This window comes from Rhizobium sp. BE258 (assembly GCF_031457345.1).
Taxonomy (GTDB): Bacteria; Pseudomonadota; Alphaproteobacteria; order Rhizobiales; family Rhizobiaceae; genus Rhizobium.
On record NZ_JAVDWL010000010.1, the window covers coordinates 143136 to 160810 of the forward strand.

Below are 17675 nucleotides of genomic sequence, written 5' to 3' on the forward strand. Positions count from 1 at the left end.
GGGCATCACGGAAGCGATCGCGTCAACCGAGTGGCTCAAGTGTTCTAAGCTCCTCTTGAAGGATGTGAACCTTCAACCCGTGCTTCCTTGACAAAACTTGGGTGGGGGTTAGGTTCGAAACGCTCGAAATCCCGAGTTATTTGAGACACGCTAGACAGGGTAACCAGAGGGAACCATGTCAGTCGTTGTCCGCAACAACGTACATATCCAAGGTAACGGCACGCGGACGATTGTCTTCGCCCACGGGTTCGGATGCGATCAGAACATGTGGAGGTTCGTTGCCCCCGCGTTCGAGTCTGGCTTCAAGACCCTACTTTTCGATCATGTCGGGGCGGGTCACTCAGATCTCTCCGCCTACGATCCGGCAAAGTATTCGAGTTTGTCCGGTTACGCTGATGACGTCGTCGAGATCGGCCGGGAGATAGGACTTTCCAACGCGGTATTCGTCGGCCATTCCGTGAGCGCGATGATCGGCGTGCTTGCGTCGCTGAAAGCGCCTGACCTTTTCGAGAGCCTCATCCTTGTGGGCCCATCCCCGCGGTACATCGACGACGCCGAATACGTTGGTGGCTTTGGACCTGCGGAGATCGAAGAGCTATTGGAATTTCTGGATGACAATCACATGGGATGGTCCGAGGCAATGGCGCCTGCGATCATGGGCAACCCAGACCGACCAGAGTTGGGCGAGGAACTGACGAACAGCTTCTGTCGAACCGATCCGGAGATCGCCAAGGCGTTTGCCCGCGTCACCTTCACTTCCGACAATCGCGCCGACCTTCCGAATGTAACGGCCCGGACAATCGTACTTCAAAGCCGCGATGACATCATCGCTTCCGAAGGCGTCGGTCGTTATGTGTATGAACACGTACCGGGCAGCCAGATTGTTCTTTTGGACGCAACTGGACACTGCCCAAACCTGAGCGCGCCTCGCGAAGTGATCGCCGCGATCCGTGACTTCATTTGAGAACCTTGATGGATTCTGGCCGCGACACGCAGACGGAAGATCTGGAAGACCTCTACGAAAACGCGCCCTGCGGGTATCTCTCGCTCGGGCCGGATGGCCTTATCATCAAGTCCAACAAGACGTTATCGAGGTGGTTGGGTATTCCGGCGCAAGATCTCCTCGGAAAACGCATGCGCGACCTGCTGAACACAGCCGGCCGCATATTCTACGAAACCCACTTTGCGCCACTTCTTCGACTGCAGGGTCATTTCGACGAGGTCGCGCTCGATCTCAAACTGCAGGATGGGAGCAGGTTTCCCGTCATCGCAAACGCAACGGAAAAGCGCAACGCCGACAACGAGCTTCTCTTTACCCGTGTGATGCTCTTTCGGGCAACCGAGCGGAGGCGCTACGAACGCCAGCTCGTCGATGCCCGTGCGGCGGCCGATGCCGCGGGCGCAGAAATGCAGATAGAACTCGATATTGAGCACAGGAATGCCGAACTCAGAGAACAGTTTATTGCCGTTCTAGGCCACGACCTTCGAAATCCGCTCGCATCGATCAGCGCCGCAAGTCGCCTTCTTCGAAGGGAAACGGCGACGGCAAAGGCAACCACACTACTCGACCTCATGCAGGGTAGCGTCCAGAGGATGTCCGATCTCATCGACAACGTGCTTGATTTCGCGCGGGGTCGCCTCGGAGGCGGAATAGGTCTGCAGATCAGGCCGGAAGAGCTTGCCCCGATCATTCTCCACGTTGTCGACGAACTCCGTTCCAGCGATCCTGATCGCATCATTGAGGCCGACATCAATCTCGATCAGCCTGTCGCTTGCGATGGAGGACGAATAGGCCAAATGGTATCCAACCTGGTCGGGAACTCAATCACCTATGGACAGGTTGACGCACCAATCAGGATATTCGCTGGCGTGAGCGGTGAGAACTTTCAGATCTGGGTAGCAAACCAGGGCACGCCGATTCCCAAGGACGTGCAGGCAAGCCTTTTTGAGCCATTCATCCGCGGGGAGGCTAGCGGCAATCGTCAGGGGCTGGGCCTCGGCCTTCATATCGCATCGGAAATCGCTCGCGCCCACGGTGGGAGGCTGGACGTTGCGTCTGATGCCATCGAGACCCGCTTCACCTTCACGATGCCGCTTGCGCAGATCGCCGACGACAATGTCGGCGTCCGATAGGAACTAAGACTGCTACCCGTCTGCACGGGGTTGTGGCTCGGCCGCCCGCAAACGGCCGAGTGTTGGTCAGGCTGCCTTTTCGGCGTTCTGGTTGACCACAGAGGTGGCGATCGATGTGAGCGCAAGGTCGGTGGCCTGTTCTTCGTCGAGCGTCGTCTGCAGCAGCTTGGCTGCCTCCTTCATCCCAAGCTCTAGCGCCCATGTGCGCAACGTGCCGTAGCGCGACATTTCGTAATGCTCGACTGCCTGTGCAGCGGCGAGAAGGCCGGCGTCAAGAGCTGGTGTGCCGGCATACTCCTCCATGACCTCAGAACCTTCCTTGACGATGCCCATCATGGCATCGCAGGTCTTCTGTTCCGGCTTCTTTCCGATGATCTTGAAGACCTCCTCGAGACGTTCGATATGAACCTTGGTCTCTCCCAGGTGCTTGACGAAGGCGCCCTTAAGCTGCTTGCTCTGGGCTGCCTCCTCCATCTTGGGAAGCGTGGCGACGATCTTGTGTTCGGCGAAATAGACGTCTTTCAGGGTGTCGTGAAAGATGACGTCAAGCGTTTTGGATTCCTTGGCCATGATAGCTCCTTGGGGTTCTGTATCTCTATTGGGAATGCACCGCTTCGTCAGGGTGGCGGTCGATAAGGCTGTGATCGCGCATCGAAGGCGCCGAGCGAACATCATGCGATGGGTCGGAGAGACTTTTTTCGATCGCGACTATCACGACCGTGACGTATGAACCGACCCCGAGAGGTTAAGTTCCACGCATGACCGCACTTATCGACCTCACCCAGATTAGACTCCGTCCTTCCCGCGCCATCCAGGAGCACGCGCAGACCTTTGGCCTTCGTACATCGGAAGCCAGACGGATCCTTGCCTTTTGACATAGCCGGCCAGATTGAGGCGCCTGCAGGAGTTAAGGCGTCAAGGCGATCACAATCGCGGATGGGATGGTGGAAAAGGTCCCATGGGCTGGCTCGCAATGCAGCAGCGCCGCCAAGGACAGGAGCGGCGCACGGCTCGACGCCGGGAAATCATATCCGTTGCTCGTCCCGGCGAATGCTCCAGTGAAAGATTTCGGGCCACCACGGTCGACAACGCGACAACTCGCTGCTTGAGCATACCCTGATTGGAGGGGATAGATTGATGAGCCTCAATCGATCCGGCGCGGTCGTCATTGACGAGCGCGCAAACAGGGCTCGCTTCCCTTCATGGAGGAATCGTCGCAACGTATGTCACCTATCGTGCGGACGTGGATGCGTGAACACTGTATAGAATTATACCGTGCCAATCAAAAAAGATCATTGGATTCTTTGACTTACCTAACGTAGGTTCCGTCCATATCCATGATACGTTCATGGTAATCCCCCCTTAGATGCATTAGCAACTGCACACTTTGCAGTGCAGCTACTCTCAACGATAGGGTTTCTGTCCTATAGCGTGCGAACCACTGAAAACGCGGAACTATTCTGTTTGGGTTTGCATTCCAACGCGATGAGGTATTATTTTGATATTCGGGAGGGTGATAACCTCGAAGAAGACGTTGAGGGCATAGACTTGCCTTCATCTGATGCCGCCCACAGTGAAGCGCTTGCTGCAGCTCGTGACATGGTGGCTGAGTACGTTCGCCATGCAGTGCCGATTGACGGCATGACATTTGTGATCCGCGACGAGCGCGGTGAGGTCGTCGGTGAAGTGCCATTAATGGCAGTGGTGAAATGACTACGGTTTACCGAAAAGGCGGCTTTTGTTTCGCGGCGCTAGGTAAGGCTTGCCACTCCCCTACCCTACGTCGCGAAACCTCCTGCTGCCTACCACTTCATCCGGAACAGTCGAAACATTGCACGGCACTACTGGTTCGCGGAAATTGAGGTTTACTCTCTCAGAGATGAAGAAGCCCATCTATGATCTTATGAGTCCGCCAGATCGGCGGCGCGTTCTCCGTGGCCGGCAGCAGAGCGATATGCGGCGAAGGCTTCGCGGCACTTCCCTTTCGTTACAGACATCACGATGGGGGTCAAGACGCGCGGTAGAAACCTCTACAAGTTTCTCCTTGCCGGCTGGAAAAAACAACACAGCGCTGACACGGCATGACGGACTAGCCTCTCACGCGTCGCTGGCCAGAAGAAAGTCTCAGGATTTCCCGTCTGCCTGGGGACCATCTTCCTGGGGAGTGCGCCGGGACCCTTGATCAAGAGATGGAGCAGCTTGGCCGGCCATCTCTTTTATCGCAAGAGCCCAGTGCTCCAGAGCTTTTCCGGTGGGGCACCCCTCGCGCTCCCATATGGCATAGGCGCGAGCTCGAAGCTGATCGTCATGGGACCGCTGCATGGCGTGTTCCTTATGTTGAACTTGATGAAGTCGTCTTGCGGCGTGCGGCGCGTTCGAGGGCTCATGACAAAAGCTTTCTCGAGCCTCAGTTTCGGCGAAGCTCAATTCGGCTGGTTATGACCGGTTTGCCTGTCTTCGAATCCGTATCAATGGTGGTAAGACGCATTCCGGATGAGCCGATTTTTTCGATAGTCATCTGCGCTTTCCTGTCGCCGTTAACCTCCTTCGCCCAGGTGATGCCGAGGTTGATGGTGTCGCCAGAACGTTGCCCACCGAGACCGGCCGTTCCCGTGCCCGCGCCGACATAAGAGCCGGAGTAACGGCCACCGTTCGCCTTGAGGTTTGCGGATATGACCCGCGAGAAGATGGCAAGGCTGGTGCACTTGCCACCGAGGGCTAATGAATTGGTGCTGGTGTCGGACCTGAAGCGGCAGGTGACATTTATGGTCGGGGCGTTGACACGCACCTTGACGGTTCCTTTGCCGCTCCAGTTTCCAGAAAGAGATTTCAAAAAGGGCGCCTCATCGGCATGGGCAACACTGCCTGACAAAAGGACGAGCAGTGTGATCGCAGTCGCTAAGGACTGGGTGAGGTGTCGATGCATGGAAATTCTCTTTCGTACCGCGTCCGATGCTAGGTCGGCATGTGCTGGTAACAGAGGAAGGTATGAACGCAAACCTTCTCACCACGTCTTTGTTCCCTGCAGAAGACTCCACCTGCGAATTTCTACAGGAGCGGGTCTGCATTTCCTTGGGCATCGCACGCGTTCAACTCGTCGGCTAGCTCCTTCGCATCGACCTTGCTCAGTTGAACGAAATCTCTGCCGTTCCAAAGTTGAGGGTTCCGGTTCCATGCCGACCATACGCTCATGATTCAGTGCGTAACGATTTCATCGCTTCGTACATAGGACGTAGTGACCGCAGTCTTGCTTCAAACCAACGCGAGCGACACCTACGCAGCCTTGTCAACGCCGTGCCAGAATAGGCGATGAAACTGAGGGAACTATACCGCCCCTTGGTTGTTCGCTGTGCAACGAGGATGAAGCTATGACCTATAAGAACCCCGACCCGACCAGCGACGCGGCACGAACCGACCTAACACGGCGGATGAAGCCCGTGAGAAATTGAAGGACCAGGCAGAAAAAGGCTTGCGAGACGCCAGAGAAAAACCTTCGAAAGACGGGCCGAAAACGTAAAATGTCTAGGTTCAAAGACGTCTCAGCACGCCATGCTCCAATAGATGGCCGCATTTTAAGAGCGAAGACGAATCCACGGGTTATAGCTGTCCTGTGGAGCATCTACGTTGGTATAGCGGGTCTGATATTGATCGGTACGGTGGTCTCGGAAGTCCGGTGATGGACTGGATGGAGAGGGCGATTTGTTCGGCTATCGGTCAGGTGCCAGTCATCCCGCTGCTCCAGGAAATCGCTCCTAAATCAGCCCTATAGAGCGGGGATCTGGCAAGTCAGTTTTATACCAATCCGCAAAATTTCCTGGACCGTGACATCAGTTGACACAGTCAGTTCGCAATGGCACGTACAGCCATGATCAATCGTCAATCCCGCAACGTTTCACTTACGCCCGAACTTGAGGGTTTCATCAACCAATGTCTCGCATCCGGCAACTTTGCCAATGCCAGCGAGGTCGTGCGCGCGGGCCTTCGCGCCCTTAGGGACGTGGATGGAAAGCCGAAGCCAACCCCTGCTACCGGCTGGCCCATTGGCGGCGGGGAATGTGGCAACCTCATCCGATCCAAGAACTGGGCCAATCATATCCTTGGTGCGGTTGAGGAATGGTCTGCGGAATTACGGGCGACAGTCGCCAATATTGTAAATTCACCGGTCGCCAAGGTGCTCATGTGGGGCGCTGATCACATCATGCTTTACAACGATGCCTACCGGGAGATCGCAGGGGAGCGTCATCCGATGGCATTGGGCACGCCCGTTGCAACCGCCTTTCCCGAGGTCTGGGACTGGAACCAGGCGATTCTGCAAGTCGGCCTGAACGGCAAAACCGTGGTTCATCGTGATCAACCGATCGTTTTTCAACGACCGGATGGTCCTCAGACAATGATGCTCGACCTGTTCTACACGCCTGTCTACGACGCAAACGGTTCGGTGGGCGGGGTTATGTGCACGATCGTCGATAACAGTGCGAAGGTTACCGCGGAGACCAAGCTTGCTGCACGCGAGGCCGAGCTGCGTCGGGTCACAGACGCCGTTCCAATGCTGATCTCCTACGTGGATCGCGACCACATCTATCGCTTTGCAAACGCCGCTTACCGAGACTGGTTTGATATCGATCCGCAGTCGATGGTCGGACAGCACGTAGAAAGTATGATAGGCAAGCAGGCTTACGCCGACCGAAAAGCCTCGATCGATCGTGGATTATCGGGCGAGACATTTTCAGCTGAAACGACTATGCCGCGTGCCGACGGTACAGTGCGGCGCCTGGAAGTGCGGTATGTACCGCATGTCGAGCCCGATGGTTCGATACCGGGCGTCCATATTCTCGGCATCGATGTGGAGGAGCGTGCGACCCGCGAGGCCGCCATCGCATTCAGCAATGGGCGCTTCCGCACCGCCATGGACGCGGTCCACGGGATCCTATGGACCAATAGCGCCGATGGCCGCATGGTCGGGGAACAACCCGGATGGGCCGCCCTCACCGGGCAGACGCAGGATGAGTATCAGGGATACGGCTGGTCGAGGGCGGTCCACCCGGACGATTCTGCTGGAAGTGTGGAGGCCTGGCAGCGGGCGGTCGCGACGAAGACCATGTTTTTATACGAGCACCGGGTGCGCAGGCATGATGGCGCTTGGCGCCAGTTTGCGGTACGCGCCCTGCCTATTCTCGACAAGACCGGCGAGATCGTCGAATGGGTCGGCGTGCACACCGACATCACGCATCAAAGGGCAGCCGAAGCTGCGCTGCGGGAGCAGGCAGATACATTGGCGCAGCAGGTCCGGCATCGCGAACGAGCTGAGGATCAACTACGGCAGCTGAACGAAACGCTTGAGGCCCGCGTTATCGCGGAAATCGCCGAGCGCCGGCAGGCGGAAGTCAAGCTTGCGCAATCTCAGAAGATGGAGACCGTTGGCAAATTGACGGGCGGCGTGGCTCACGACTTCAACAATTTGCTGCAGGTGGTATCGGGAAATCTTGCACTGCTTGCGAAAGACATCGCCGGCAATGAGCGTGCCGAGAAACGCGTGTCGAACGCAATGGCGGGTGTCAGCCGCGGCGCCAAGCTCGCAAGCCAGCTCCTTGCCTTTGGTCGGCGTCAGGCACTTGAGCCCAAGGTCGTGAACATCAGCCGCTTCGTACAAGGCATGGACGACATGCTGCGCCGGGCGATTGGCGAGGCTGTCGAGGTCGAAACCGTCGTGGCGGGTGGGCTGTGGAACACGTTTATCGATCCTGCCCAGATCGAGAATGCGCTCCTCAACCTCGCCATCAATGCGCGTGATGCGATGGACGGCCAGGGCAAGCTCACCATCGAACTGTCAAACGCGCATCTCGACGAGCTTTATGCGCGAACGCACGATGAAGTAACGCCCGGTCAATACGTGCTGCTGGCCGTCACAGATACGGGAACCGGCATGTCGCCGGAGATCATTGACAAGGTTTTCGAACCGTTCTTTTCGACGAAAGCCGAGGGCAAGGGTTCCGGCCTCGGGCTTTCGATGGTCTACGGCTTCGTCAAGCAATCAGGCGGTCATGTTAAGATCTATTCCGAAGTCGGTCACGGCACGACGATCAAGCTTTATCTTCCCAGAGCCCTCCAGGCCGAAGACATGGAAGTGAACGTCGACAACGGCCCGATAGCAGGTGGCACTGAAACCGTCCTCGTCGTCGAGGATGACGAAGAGGTGCGGGAGACCGTTGTCGCCCTCCTTGCAGACCTCGGCTATCGTGTGCTGAAGGCGGTCGATGCGGCCAGCGCGCTCAACGTGATCGATAGCGGCATACCCATCGACATCCTGTTCACGGATGTTGTCATGCCCGGCAATTTGAAAAGCCCTGAGCTGGCGCGCAAGGCCAAAGAGCGCCTCCCCGAGATCGCCGTGCTGTTCACATCGGGATATACCGAGAATTCCATCGTCCACGGCGGCAAGCTCGACGCCGGCGTCGAGCTTCTTTCGAAGCCGTACACCCGGGATGCCCTGGCAAAAAAGTTCAGGCACGTCATCAACAATCAGCGACAAAAGTCGGGTGCTGCGCCCTCCCCGGCTCCAAAAGCCCCTGAGACTTCGTTGCCCGAACCATCTGCACAGCTAACGATCATCCTGGTCGAAGACGATCCGCTGATCCGGATGAACACGTCCGATATCCTCAAGGAAGCAGGCCACATCGTGGTCGACGCGGGAAGCGCCGAGGAAGCTATGGCCGCGCTAGAAACGGTTCCCTTCGACGTCCTGGTCACGGACATCAGCCTTCCAGGCGCCTCGGGCAAGGTCCTTGCGGAGCGGGCGCGCACCTTGCGGCCTTGGTCGAGGATCATATTCGCGACCGGTGACGCCTCGGCCGTGCGGGCTTCCGACGGGGTCGTTCTCAGCAAGCCCTACGATGCCGAGCAACTCAACCGGGCGATCCTGCCAAGAGACGCAATCTCCAAGTCGCTTGACCAGGAAGACGAAGTGGACGCGACGAAATAGGTTTCACGGCGCGCGGCGTGACGTCCAAGGATCCTTTAATGAACGACAGACTCGAGCCTCCACGCATCAACCGGGGCAGCCTGCAGGAACTAATAGGCGGCCTCAGCGATGGCATCATACTCATTGATCAGGCGGGCGCGATTGCCTGGGCGAATGATGCGGCGATCGTCATGCATCGTGCAAAGGCAATTGACGACCTCGGAAGGGATGCAGCGGGCTACCGACGTCGATTCACTTTGCGATATCGCAACAACCATCCGCTGGAAGAAGGACAGTACCCGCTCGAACGGCTGCTGGCCGGCGAGACGATCGACGATATGACGGTCGAAGTCTCGCCCAGCGATAACCTCGATCTGGTCTGGGTGCACACCGTTCGGAGCATGGTCATCTCCGACGCCGGGGGTAAAGCGGATGTGCTCGCGCTGATCTTGCGAGATGAAACGCCGCGCTTTGAAGCCGAGGAACGATTCGAACGGTCCTTCAACGCCAATCCCGCTCCAGGCCTTATCTGCCGCCTGGAGGACAATCGGTTCATTCGCGTCAATCAGGGCTTTCTTGAAATGACGGGTTTCAGCAAGGAGGACGTGATCGGCAAGACTGTCGACGCTGTCGGGTTGTTCTCAAACTGTGAAACTGGGGATGACGCGCTTCTGAAGCTCAGCGAAGGGCGGGTAATCCGCCACCGCGAGTCGCTAATTCCTCTGCCGGACGGTGGTGACCGGCTTGTGATTGTCGCCGGCGAGCCTATTTCCGTGGTCGAAGAGCTGTGTATGCTTTTTACCTTTGCGGACCTCGATGCCCGCAGGAAAGCCCAGAACGCCCTGCGTCAAAGCGAGGAGCGATTTTCGAAATCCTTCCGTCTATCGCCTGCGCCGGCCGCCATATCGCGCCTCGCCGATTTCGTTTTCACAGAGGCGAACGATGCCTTCCTGCAGATTTCGGGATATGGCCTCACAGAGGTCGTCGGCCGAACAGCCGCTGAACTTCACCTCTGGGAAGACGTGGCAGCCCGGCGGGCGCTGGAGCAAAAGCTGCGTGACAACATCTTCGTGCGTAACGAGCCGACACGCTTGAAGCAAAAAGACGGTGCAATGGCGGACTGTCTTGTGTCTGCGGAAAGGGTCGAGATCAACGACGAGCAATGCGTGATCTGGGCTCTTCAGGATGTGACCGAGCGCCGGCGTAGCGAGACGCAATTGGTCGAAGCGATCGAGAGCGTCATGGCGGACACTTCATGGTTCAGCCGCTCCATCGTCGAGCGGCTTGCGACACTCAAACAAGCGTCAACAGCGGTGCCCACGGCGACACTGATGGAGTTGAGTGACAGGGAGCGCGAGATTTTAGGTCTTATCTGCGTCGGACAAAGTGACGCCGATATGGCTCAAACCCTGCACCTGTCGAGGAACACGATCCGCAATCACGTCACCTCTCTTTATGGAAAGATCCGCGTCAATCGCCGCGCGGCAGCAGTGATATGGGCGCGAGAACGTGGCTTCACAGGCGCTGCCACTGGCAAGGCCTTAGATCACAAGAAGAAGAAAAAGTAATTTTACGACGTGTACCTGCTAAAAAGGTCGTTTGATACTAGGCGATCTAGTATTTTTCGCTCTGAAAATTCTCATGCTCCAGCGCTAGTTTCAAAGTCATGCCACCGGCTTTGCCGGGGTCGGATGATCGACGCACCATAGGTGAAAAGGGCTGCATGATGGATAAGTCGTCGGCAAAAATTCGGGCCGTAGGAAGACGCAGCGAGGCCCTCGGGCCGCGGCGCTGCACCGAATGGCTAACCGCCGTTTGGCAAGCTTCGGTTACTGATCCTTCCAGGAGGTTATTGAGATGCTTTTCCCATTTTATTCAGGTACGGCGACCCTCTCCGCAGATTACTGTGGTGCGGGTGCAGCACTCAGCGCCCTGCTAGCTTACGCGCTTGGCCTCGAAGACTGCCAGATTAAAGTCGAAATTGCAGGCGGCGACATATTGCTCCACGGCGTGGCATCGTCAGAGAGGGCCGCGCGTGAAGCAGTGGCGATCGCTACCGATTTCGCGACGGGCAGGGTCATCTGCAACCTGCAAGTGCGCCCGCCGAAACCGTCGATTTGATACTGGCCGATCGATACGCTGCCAGTTCAATGCAAAAGATAAACGCCTCCAAACCTACGTTGGAACAAAACGTTCCATCGCGAATTTAAGCAAACGGAAAAACGTAAGCGAAAGGAATACGTTATGAGCAGCACAGGTGATAAAGCATCAGGTCTTGCAAATGAAGCTATCGGCAACATCAAGCAGGGCGTCGGCAAGCTCGTCGGAAGCGAAAAGCTGCAAGCCGAAGGTAAGGTTCAGGAAATCAAGGGTGAGGCCCAGCAGGCTATGGGCGACGCCAAGGACGCAACCAAGAAGGGTGCCAATTCAGCTTCCGATTACATCAACAAGAAGCTCTAGCATCCCAACGAGGACACAGCCGTGACGGCTGTGTCCGTCCCACTTCCCGCACAGGAAAATCGTTACTGCTCGGCGCAGCGGCCGCCTGGATCGGCGGGTCCGCAGGAACTCAGAAAACAACTTTGCGTGCGGCAATCGAGCACCGGTAAACTCAGATCAGTAAGCTATGAGAATGGCGCCAGCTTGAAATCGATCGGCGCCATTCAGCATTTTACCAAGCTGTCCGACTTCGTTTCCAGCCTTTTGACTTGCTTCCGACGTGAGGGGTGTCTAGTTGGCTACAGGAACTGAAGAACCTGTCTTCAATACGGTGACCATCGGTTTCGACGATGCAAGGATGCGACTTGACCCTAACTCACGACACCCTGTCAAACCACGATACCGTCCCAACCTCGTTGGACATCGGACCAGACCGACTTAACGCGCTCTATCAGACCGAATTGATGGACAGTGGGCCAGAGGAACGCTTCGATCGCTTGACACGGCTCGTTGCTGCGACCTTGTCGGTCCCGGTGGCGCTCGTTTCATTGGTCGACACAAAGAGGCAGTTCTTCAAGAGTTCGTTTGGTCTTCCTGAACCCTGGAAGACCGATCGAGAAACACCTCTGACACATTCGTTTTGCCAGCATGTCGTTGCAAGAGCTGCTCCCCTCGTTATCGAAGATTCAACACTCGACCCTCTTGTTTGCGACAATCTTGCTATTCCGGATCTGAACGTGCGCGCGTACCTTGGCATCCCGCTTCTGGACCAAGATGGTCATGTCCTGGGTTCGCTTTGCGCCATTGATGCCGAGCCGCACAAATGGACGGCTCGTGAGCAAGAGATACTCGCTGATTTTGCCAAACTGGTGGAAGAGCAAATTTCCCTGCGAGAACGCGTCGCAAGACTGGCGCAGTTCGATGAGCAGCGTCTTCTGATCCAGGGCGAGTTGGCGCATCGTATCAAGAATATCTTCTCGGTCATATCCAGCCTGCTCCTCGTCTCGTCGAGGACCGAGAGCAATCTAGATGGATTTGTGCGCAGCGTCACTGGACGGATACAGGCGCTGAGCAGAGCCAACGATTTCATCATCGATTCGAGGCCTGAGGGGAACGGTGTTGCATGCGGTCTCGCGGGCTTGATGGAAGCCTTGCTAGCGCCTTTCAAACGGGATGAAAAGCAGGCTATCGTCTCTTGCCAGAGCATCACCGTCGGCGAGAAGACCGCGGCTGCCCTCGCATTGGTAATCCACGAACTTGCAACTAATGCAGCCAAGTATGGCGCACTATCGACTGGCGATGGCTACATCCATTTGGAATGTAACAGCTTAGGTGACACGTTAAAGATCACTTGGCGGGAAATCGGCGGGCCACCGATCACGCAAAACCCGTCGAGGAAAGGTTTCGGGACCAGAATGGTGGCCCGGACCGTGGAAGCGCAGCTCATGGGAACGATCACGCGAGATTTCGCGAGCGATGGTTTGTTGGTCGCCCTCGAAATTCCGCTATCGGCCATCGGCAGGTAGTTTCTGGGCAGGCGAACTCACCCGGCAAGTCGGCTTGCCTTGAGGCGCAACGTCACCACCAAACCGTGTTCAACCCATTCGTAGTCGATCGCACCGCCCAGCTGTCCAGAGATGGTGCGCTGTAAAAGCTTGCTGCCATATCCTTCTGTGGTCGAACCAGTGTTGACCCCACTCTCCCGATGCTCGCTCCAGACGATCTCGAGATCTTCCTCACTCAGCGTCCCGGAGATATCGAGCAACCCCGTGTCATTCGACAATGCGCCGTACTTCAGCGAATTTGTCGCCAGTTCATGGATGACGAGGGCGAGGCTTGTCGCCGCCCTTTCCCCCAACCCCATACGCGGCACCGCCACGCGGATGCGACCGGCAAAGGCACCTACGTCGTCATAAGGCGCGAGCAGCACAGTGAACAGATCGCCCAGCAAGGCGGCGCTCCCCTGCCCGTCCGCTAGCGGGCGCACGAGTTCATGGGCCCGGCCGAGTGCCGTCAGGCGCTGCATCAACTGCAGAACCATTTCCTCCTTCGTTTCCGTCGAGCGGGAGGTGATGTTTGTAAGACCTGCCGCCAGCGCCAACAGGTTTTTGACGCGATGGCTCATCTCTCCAGCGAGCAGTTCGTGACCTTCCTCCGCCTGTTTGCGGCCTGTCACGTCGAGGAAAATTCCGGTCATCTTGTTGGTCGCTGCATCCCCTTCATTGCCCTGGCCTCGCGCGGAAATCCACCTGACATCCGATCCACCGGTCAGGATACGGAAATCGATCTCGAAGGCACCATCAATGGCTCGGGTCGCGACGAACGCCGCCCTTACCCGGTCCCGATCCGCAGGATGCACCTTAGCGGATAGATGCTCGAAGGTCAGGTCTTCCTCGACAGGGATATCCCACAGCTCGTATGCCTTCGCGTCCATGAAGAATGCGTCGTCATCGACAATCCAGGTCCACAGCGCCACGCCGGCAGACTTGACAGCGCGCCTAAGCTCGTCGGCGCTCCAATCTGGCTGTGATTTCGCTTGGCTCATCGTAAATTTTCCACCAGATGCAAAAACTCGCCCCGATCCAGAACTAGCGGGCTGGACAAGTGTTATCAATAGCCTAAGTGGCGTCTGCGACCCTGCGATGGAAATGCTATGAACGTACAAGCCTCCAATCAATTGCACGATATTTTCGTTGGCAACGGCGAGATGGCGCAGATGATGCGTCGTCACGACTGGGCGAGCAGCTCACTCGGCCTGCCGGACAAATGGCCGGAAGCGCTCAAGGTCGCCATACGGCTCCTGCTGACATCCAAGTTTGAAATGTGGCTCGGATGGGGGCCAGACATCGCATTCTTCTACAACGATGCCTACCGGCCGACACTTGGGAACAAGCATCCGAATGCACTCGCCGTCCCGACAAAGATCCTCTGGTCGGAAATCTGGAACGATATCGAAGGACGCCTCGACACAGTTTACAAGGACGGCCAGTCAACATGGGACAAGGCGCTTCCTCTCCTGCTGGAGCGCAACGGCTACACCGAGGAGACCTACCACACATTCTCCTACAGTCCGCTCATTGGCGATAGCGGCAAGGTGGAGGGCGTCTTTTGCGCTGTTACGGAAGAGACCGAGAGGGTTATCAGCGAACGTCGTATGTCGACAATGCGTGCACTCGCTTCCGGGCTTGCGGCTGCGAACACGCAAGATGAGGTCTTCACGGCCTCGCATTGCACCCTATCGGAGAACCTGCGTGACCTCCCTTTCAGCGCGCTTTATATTTTCGACGCAGATGGAAATGCGATACGGCAATGGGTTTGTGGCACGACCGACGGCGACGGTCTTTTGCCCGCGTGTATAAATCGCGGCAGTGACATCTGGAACCCTGAGCAAGCCTGGACGAAACAGGTCGCCGAGATGGTGGACCTTTCGGCGATCAGCAATGTCCCCTCTGGACCATGGCACAAGCCGCCGTCTCAGGCCATGGTCCTGCCGCTGATCGGACAGGGCAACAACGGTCCAAAGGGGATCCTGATCAGCGGACTTAATCCGCATCGAATTGCAACCGACGAATATCTCGACTTCTTGAAATTGATCGCCGGCCAGATAACGTCTCGCTTGGCGAGTGCGGAAGCTTTCGAAACAGAGCGGCGGCGGGCGGCGGCTTTGGCCGAAGCGGCAGAAATGCGGGAAAGGGCGGCCGCTGCCCTTGAACAGCTGAACCGCCAGCTTGCCTCGGAAGTCGAACTTCGCACCACTGAACGGGATCGCATGCGCGGTTTGTTTCAGCAAGCCCCGAGCTTCATGTGTATTTTGAGCGGCCCTGATCACGTATTCGAGCTCGCCAACGATGCCTACCTACAACTCGTAGGAAACAGACCGCTCGTGGGCTTAAAGGTGAGAGACGCCTTGCCGGAAGTTGCCGGTCAAGGCTTTTTCGAATTACTAGACGGTGTTTACAAGACAGGGAGGCCGTACATCGGCCGTTATCTCCCGGTCATGCTACAGCGTGAGGGCGAGAAACCGGACCAGCGGTTCATGAACCTGATCTACCAGCCAATATTCGATCACGACGGGCTGGTCACCGGAATTTTTGTCGATGGCTTCGATGTCACGCACCAGAAACGCGCCGAGGAGCAGCTCCACAGCCTCAATAACACCCTTGAGCAAAGGGTTGAGCAGCGCACCCAGGAGCTGAGGACCGCTCTTCTCGATCTCGAAAAAGAAACGGTCGAACGCGAGAATGCACAGGTCGCGTTGAGACAGGCACAGAAAATGGAGGCGCTGGGCAATCTCACAGGCGGCGTCGCACATGATTTCAACAATCTTCTCCAAGTCGTGAGTGGCAATCTCCAGCTGCTGTCGAAGGATGTAGACGGCAATCCTCGTGCTTTACAGCGGCTCGAAAATGCGCTGGCCGGTGTCGAGCGAGGCGCAAAACTTGCGTCGCAGCTTCTCGCATTTGGCCGGCGACAGCCGCTGGAGCCGAAGGTTATCAATGTTCGCAGATTGGTTCAGAACATGGACGACATGCTGCGGAGGGCGCTGGGTGAAGAAATCGAACTCGAAACAATTGTCTCAGGCGGCCTTTGGAACAGTCTGATCGATCCCAGCCAGCTGGAGAATGCAATACTAAACCTGGCGATCAACGCACGAGACGCAATGGGTGGCCGAGGGCGTTTGACGATCGAGACGGCAAACTCCGTCCTCGATGAGGACTACGCGCGCGCACACGATGACGTGCGGCCAGGACAGTACGTCCTGGTTGCGGTAACCGATACCGGATCCGGCATTTCGCCCGAGATAATAGATCATGTGCTCGAACCATTTTTCAGCACGAAGTCGGACGGCAAGGGGACCGGTCTGGGACTTTCAATGGTCTATGGCTTTTTGAAGCAGTCCGGGGGGCATTTGAAAATCTACAGCGAAGTGGGCCATGGGACCACTATGAAGCTCTATATGCCACGCACGATGCAAGTCGAGGACACGCTGACAGATGCGAGCGCAATCCCGCCTACCGGAGGCACGGAGACCGTTCTTGTCGTCGAAGATGACGACGGTGTTCGTGATACTTCGGTGGCGCTGCTTAGCGACCTGGGGTACCGCGTCCTCAAGGCCCATGACGCACAGTCGGCGTTCGCTATTGTGAACAGCGGCATGAAAATCGACCTTTTGTTTACCGATGTAGTGATGCCAGGACCCATGCGCAGCGTAGAGCTCGCCCGAAAGGCAAAGGCGCTTCTTCCGGGTATGGCAGTCCTCTACACCTCGGGCTATACAGAGAATTCGATCGTCCACGGCGGCAGGCTGGACGCCGGAGTCGAGCTCCTGTCCAAGCCGTACACGCGCGAGGCACTGGCGCGCAAAGTGCGGCATGTCCTCGCCAATGCACAGCAACACCGGATCGCGTTGGAGCGTCTTAACCGTCAAGATCAGGCTAGCGAACCGATAGCTAGCGAAACCGGGACGGTCCTCGTGGTTGAGGATGAGCCGCTCATCCTGATGTCGACGGTCGATATGGTCGAAGAACTGGGCTACACGGTCCTTGAGGCAAGTTCGGCGGAAGTTGCGCTTTCGATATTTGAAACAGAAACGATCGATGTCCTATTTACCGATGTCGGATTGCCGGGTATGTCGGGTACCGACTTGGCCCGAACGATACGGGAGCGTCGGCCGGAAGTGCAGATCGTTTTTGCCAGCGGCGATAGCAATGCGAAGTCCATTTCGGGCTTGGAGGACGCGCTTCAGCTGCCCAAACCGTTCGCACTGGAGCAACTGAAGGCTATTCTCGCCCAGGCGCGCTCTCGGAAATGACAACCTTATACTGCTTGGTGGCATACGAGTTTGCACCTATGCAGGATCAAATCAAAATCGCGTAGTCGGCCCGACACGAAGGCGGTGTCCGTGCGACGGTATGGTGCCATCATTTCTTACTTCAGTCAGATTGGCTAGAGCTTCCGCTGAGCTGTAAGGTTTCATGAGAAATCGGCCATCAGTTGGCAAGTCACTTTGCGAAACTCGCCGATCGCCTGACGTGACTAGGATTGCGACCGGTGGCCACCCGCTCGCATATGTCTGGCTAGATCAAGGCTGTCTTCACAGCCCGGCATATCGGCATCCGTGAACACTTCCCTGATGTACGGCGTC

Annotated in this window: 13 protein-coding genes; 9 read left to right on the top strand and 4 right to left on the bottom strand. The window is 57.0% G+C overall.

Annotated features, from left to right (window positions below):
• The first annotated feature begins 175 nt into the window (after positions 1-175).
• Positions 176-964 carry an alpha/beta hydrolase gene (locus J2X43_RS28570; protein WP_310300615.1) on the top strand — a complete coding sequence of 263 codons (789 nt, stop codon included), beginning with the start codon at positions 176-178 and terminating at the stop codon, positions 962-964.
• A gap of 8 nt (positions 965-972) precedes the next feature.
• The gene (locus J2X43_RS28575) at positions 973-2133 is read left to right on the top strand and encodes a PAS domain-containing sensor histidine kinase (protein WP_310300618.1); all 1161 of its coding nucleotides are present in this window, start codon (positions 973-975) and stop codon (positions 2131-2133) included.
• Between the two features lie 66 nt (positions 2134-2199).
• Here the strand turns inward: J2X43_RS28575 and J2X43_RS28580 are convergent, their stop codons facing one another.
• Positions 2200-2703: a DUF892 family protein gene (locus tag J2X43_RS28580; protein ID WP_310300621.1), complete on the bottom strand. Its 504-nt coding sequence runs from the start codon at positions 2701-2703 to the stop codon at positions 2200-2202.
• Between the two features lie 894 nt (positions 2704-3597).
• Here J2X43_RS28580 and J2X43_RS28585 point away from each other — a divergent pair.
• On the top strand, positions 3598-3846 hold the full coding sequence (locus J2X43_RS28585) for a DUF6894 family protein (RefSeq protein ID WP_310300624.1): 249 nt from the start codon (positions 3598-3600) through the stop codon (positions 3844-3846).
• Between the two features lie 411 nt (positions 3847-4257).
• On the opposite strand, the gene J2X43_RS31180 is transcribed toward J2X43_RS28585, so the two are convergent.
• Together J2X43_RS31180 and J2X43_RS28590 are read right to left on the bottom strand one after the other, a co-directional pair.
• Positions 4258-4455, bottom strand: coding sequence for a DUF2934 domain-containing protein (locus tag J2X43_RS31180; RefSeq protein ID WP_405049657.1), 198 nt, complete (start codon positions 4453-4455; stop codon positions 4258-4260).
• Between the two features lie 85 nt (positions 4456-4540).
• Positions 4541-5059 (bottom strand): hypothetical protein, encoded by a 519-nt coding sequence (locus J2X43_RS28590; RefSeq protein WP_112390617.1) that lies wholly within the window; start codon positions 5057-5059, stop codon positions 4541-4543.
• 924 nt (positions 5060-5983) lie between these two features.
• Here J2X43_RS28590 and J2X43_RS28595 point away from each other — a divergent pair.
• From J2X43_RS28595 to J2X43_RS28615, 5 genes are all read left to right on the top strand, one after another.
• Positions 5984-9112 (top strand): type II toxin-antitoxin system ParD family antitoxin, encoded by a 3129-nt coding sequence (locus tag J2X43_RS28595; protein WP_112444608.1) that lies wholly within the window; start codon positions 5984-5986, stop codon positions 9110-9112.
• Positions 9113-9150: 38 nt separating this feature from the next.
• Entirely contained in the window at positions 9151-10659 is a 1509-nt protein-coding gene (locus J2X43_RS28600; RefSeq protein WP_310300629.1) for a PAS domain S-box protein, read from the top strand.
• Between the two features lie 289 nt (positions 10660-10948).
• Complete coding sequence (locus tag J2X43_RS28605) at positions 10949-11212, top strand: BON domain-containing protein (protein ID WP_310300632.1); 264 nt, start codon at positions 10949-10951, stop codon at positions 11210-11212.
• 123 nt (positions 11213-11335) lie between these two features.
• A complete protein-coding gene (locus J2X43_RS28610) occupies positions 11336-11551 on the top strand; it encodes a CsbD family protein (protein ID WP_112390621.1) in 216 nt (71 codons plus the stop codon).
• A gap of 344 nt (positions 11552-11895) precedes the next feature.
• On the top strand, positions 11896-13056 hold the full coding sequence (locus J2X43_RS28615; RefSeq protein WP_310300635.1) for a GAF domain-containing protein: 1161 nt from the start codon (positions 11896-11898) through the stop codon (positions 13054-13056).
• A 17-nt stretch (positions 13057-13073) separates the two neighbouring features.
• Here J2X43_RS28615 and J2X43_RS28620 read toward each other — a convergent pair whose 3' ends face one another.
• Positions 13074-14075, bottom strand: a complete 1002-nt coding sequence (locus tag J2X43_RS28620) for a sensor histidine kinase (protein ID WP_112390624.1) — start codon at positions 14073-14075, stop codon at positions 13074-13076.
• 162 nt (positions 14076-14237) lie between these two features.
• Here J2X43_RS28620 and J2X43_RS28625 point away from each other — a divergent pair, with 162 nt between their 5' ends.
• Complete coding sequence (locus J2X43_RS28625; protein ID WP_310300758.1) at positions 14238-17342, top strand: response regulator; 3105 nt, start codon at positions 14238-14240, stop codon at positions 17340-17342.
• The last annotated feature ends 333 nt before the right edge of the window (positions 17343-17675 follow it).

Excerpts from the sequence above, each read along its gene's own strand:
- J2X43_RS28570 (WP_310300615.1), top strand. The coding sequence starts at position 176 with ATGTCAGTCGTTGTCCGCAACAACGTACATATCCAAGGTAACGGCACG.
- J2X43_RS28575 (WP_310300618.1), top strand. The coding sequence starts at position 973 with ATGGATTCTGGCCGCGACACGCAGACGGAAGATCTGGAAGACCTCTAC.
- J2X43_RS28580 (WP_310300621.1), bottom strand. The coding sequence starts at position 2,703 with ATGGCCAAGGAATCCAAAACGCTTGACGTCATCTTTCACGACACCCTG.
- J2X43_RS31180 (WP_405049657.1), bottom strand. The coding sequence starts at position 4,455 with ATGCAGCGGTCCCATGACGATCAGCTTCGAGCTCGCGCCTATGCCATA.
- J2X43_RS28590 (WP_112390617.1), bottom strand. The coding sequence starts at position 5,059 with ATGCATCGACACCTCACCCAGTCCTTAGCGACTGCGATCACACTGCTC.
- J2X43_RS28595 (WP_112444608.1), top strand. The coding sequence starts at position 5,984 with ATGGCACGTACAGCCATGATCAATCGTCAATCCCGCAACGTTTCACTT.
- J2X43_RS28600 (WP_310300629.1), top strand. The coding sequence starts at position 9,151 with ATGAACGACAGACTCGAGCCTCCACGCATCAACCGGGGCAGCCTGCAG.
- J2X43_RS28605 (WP_310300632.1), top strand. The coding sequence starts at position 10,949 with ATGCTTTTCCCATTTTATTCAGGTACGGCGACCCTCTCCGCAGATTAC.
- J2X43_RS28610 (WP_112390621.1), top strand. The coding sequence starts at position 11,336 with ATGAGCAGCACAGGTGATAAAGCATCAGGTCTTGCAAATGAAGCTATC.
- J2X43_RS28620 (WP_112390624.1), bottom strand. The coding sequence starts at position 14,075 with ATGAGCCAAGCGAAATCACAGCCAGATTGGAGCGCCGACGAGCTTAGG.
- J2X43_RS28625 (WP_310300758.1), top strand. The coding sequence starts at position 14,238 with ATGGCGCAGATGATGCGTCGTCACGACTGGGCGAGCAGCTCACTCGGC.